The organism is Bacteroidia bacterium, assembly GCA_019695265.1.
Classification (GTDB): Bacteria; Bacteroidota; Bacteroidia; order JAIBAJ01; family JAIBAJ01; genus JAIBAJ01.
Map to the genome: position 1 here is coordinate 1 of JAIBAJ010000199.1, position 3,069 is coordinate 3,069.

2 protein-coding genes are annotated in these 3,069 nt (G+C 43.4%); both read left to right on the forward strand.

Annotated elements, in window-relative coordinates; translation table 11 throughout:
- The first annotated feature begins 364 nt into the window (after positions 1-364).
- Positions 365-1,606: an insulinase family protein gene (locus K1X82_15265; GenBank protein ID MBX7183470.1), complete on the forward strand. Its 1,242-nt coding sequence runs from the start codon at positions 365-367 to the stop codon at positions 1,604-1,606.
- Positions 1,607-1,621: 15 nt separating this feature from the next.
- Positions 1,622-2,914 carry an insulinase family protein gene (locus K1X82_15270; protein ID MBX7183471.1) on the forward strand — a complete coding sequence of 431 codons (1,293 nt, stop codon included), beginning with the start codon at positions 1,622-1,624 and terminating at the stop codon, positions 2,912-2,914.
- Positions 2,915-3,069 lie beyond the last annotated feature (155 nt).

Genomic DNA, 3,069 nt, shown 5'->3' on the forward strand with positions numbered 1-3,069 from the left:
CATCTTTGACCCATTGCTTAGTTTTTCAGGGAACAGCAAGAGCGGGTGGACGTTTGCTGAGCCTAGACCTTTTTGGTTACTTTTTGGGGCAATGCCAAAAAGTGACATAAATTAAATTCCTTTGAATATCAAAAAGCTAAACCTTAACTAAATGTCATTTCCTTGACCAGAATTTCTAGGTTTTATATAGCTTGTTCCATTCAAAATTATCTTTGGCCAAAGGAAGGCCAGCCATTAGTAAGCTGTTTTATTCTAGAAGTTTAACTTCTTTTGGAATTTGGGTTTATTTGTTCTTTTCTGCTTTGTTAGCATCTATTCCAAATTGACTGGTTATTCTCTACTTTGGTTTTTTACTTTTGCTTTAATGATTGAATATCAAAAGTTCACTTTATCCAATGGTCTTCGGCTTTTATTTCACGAAGATAAATCCACACCAATCGCAGCAATTAACATCGTGTATGATGTAGGTGCCAGGGACGAAGATCCTTCCAAAACCGGCTTTGCACATTTGTTTGAACACCTCATGTTTGGAGGTTCTAAAAATATTCCAAGTTACGATGAACCACTGCAAAGGGTTGGTGGCGAAAACAATGCTTATACCAACAACGACCACACCAATTACTACCTCACCCTGCCGGTCGAAAACCTGGAAACCGGTCTTTGGCTGGAAAGCGACCGAATGAATGAACTCGCTTTTACCCCAAAAAGTCTCGAAGTGCAGCGACAAGTGGTGATGGAAGAATTTAAACAGCGCTATCTCAATCAACCCTATGGCGACGCCTGGTTGCATTATCGTCCCTTGGCTTACCAGGTGCACCCTTACCGCTGGGCAACCATTGGTATGGAATTGTCACACATCGCCAATGCAACTATGGACGATGTAAAGGATTTCTTTTACCGCTTTTATCGCCCAAACAATGCCATTATTTGTGTTGCCGGCAATCTGGAAGCTAACAAGGTGGTTGACCTGGTAAACAAGTGGTTTGGTGATATTCCCGCGGGAAATATTCAACCCAAAAACCTGCCCGTTGAACCTCCTCAAACTCAACGCCGTTTCCTCGAAATAAGTAAACCTGTCCCCGATGATATGATTTACCTGGGTTTTCACATTTGCGGCAAAAACAACGATGACATTTATGCCTGGGATTTACTCAGCGATATTTTGGGTCGAGGTTCTTCATCCCGACTCTACCATGAATTGGTTAAAGAAAAGCAAATCTTTAGTCAAATCAGTTGCTTTATCACAGGCGATCACCACCCCGGAATGCTGGTTTTTACCGGTAAAATTCGCCCCGGAGTTCCCTTGCAACAAGCCGAAGATCTCCTCTGGGAACAAATCGAACGTATCCAAAACCATAGCATTCCTGCCGATGAATTGAGTAAGGTCAAAAACAAAATCGAATCCGGTTTGGCGTTCTCCTGGATGAATGTTCTTACCAAGGCTACCGGACTTTGCCTAAACGAACTTTATCACGAAGCCGGAGAAATTAATCGGGTTTTGGAAAAATACCAAAACGTCAGATCCGAACAAATTCAAAGTCTTGTTCAAACCAAAATGAGCCATGGACAAGAATCGGTTCTTTATTACAAAGCTTCCAAACCCTAAAATTCTCTTTTCTCCATGGCAATTAACCGAACCATACCACCCCCAACTGTTCAACTGGCTCAACCCGAAATTCCTCACTACGATACCCTGGTTTTAAAAAACGGATTGCCCGTCCATACTGTTGTCGATACCTCAGTGGATGCAGTAAAAATTTCCATCTTTTTTAATGCCGGATTGAAAAATAATACCAAACCTTTTCTGGCAAGTACCACCGTTTCCGTTTGGCAACAAGGTACTCAAAACCTTTCTGGCCTGGCTTTTTCATCAGCCATCGACGGATATGGAGCTTACCTAAACCTTAGTCCGGGTTATGAGTTTACCGAAATTTCTGTGCATACTTTGGGCAAATATTTTGTTCCGGTAATGGATTTGGTCCTGGAAATGATGGAACGGCCGGCTTTTAAAGAATCGGATGTGCTATTGGATGCGCAAAACCGAAAACAGCGCTTAATTACCGAAAACAAGAAAACTAGCTTCACCGCTATGGCAAATTTCAATTGCTTGTGCTTCGGAGATCAGCATCCCATGGGGCGCATCACCCATCCCGACCAAGCATTGGATGTGAACCACAACGATGTGCTTAGCTTTTATAAAAATCACCTTGATAAAGGACTTTTCAGCCTCATCCTGGCAGGCAACATTCAGCCTGAAATGTTAAATTGGATCGAATCCCACTTCGGAAGTAAAACCCTCGATTTTTCTATGCCGGTAACGGGTGTTCCGGTCAAGCCTTTGGATCAAAATTATCAGTTTACCCTGCACGAAGGGGCCAACCAAAGCAGCTTGGTAATGGGTAAACCTATGTTCTCTCGCCTACATCCCGATTTTCCAAAAATGCGCCTCTTACTCACCGTTTTTGGTGGATATTTTAGCTCCCGATTAATGTCCAATATCCGCGAAGATAAAGGGTATACCTACGGCATTTCTGCGTTTTTGAATGCTAATTTAAACAGTGGCCAACTGGTAATCCGTACCGATGTTGGTTCTGAAGTAAGTGCCGCCGCAATTCAGGAAATTAACTACGAATTACAACGCTTAACCGAAGAGTTAATCCCTACACAAGAGTTGGATTTGGTTCGAAGCTATATGCAAGGTACCTTTCTTCGAAGCGTGGATGGGGCTTTGAATCAAGCAGATGTATGGGGTCGTTTACTTAATTATGGCTTAGGTCCGGAAACGCTACAAGCCAATCTGGATGCGGTACGAAACACCACTCCCGAAGAATTATTGGCATTGGCTAAAAAATATTTTCAACCCGATTCCATGAAGTTGGTTGTCTCCGGAAGTGTGGATATTCGCCAAAATTAGAAAATGACAGCTAAGTATTAGGCGGGCCCCCTTCCGCCTGCCAAATTCCTGCAAACCCAACCTTCAGGCAAATGGCGTTCGGGTCACGCTATCGCCTGTAGTCCTCGTCCCCCTAGGCTAACGCCGTCGGGGTCCTGTGGGCTACTTGGCTCTAT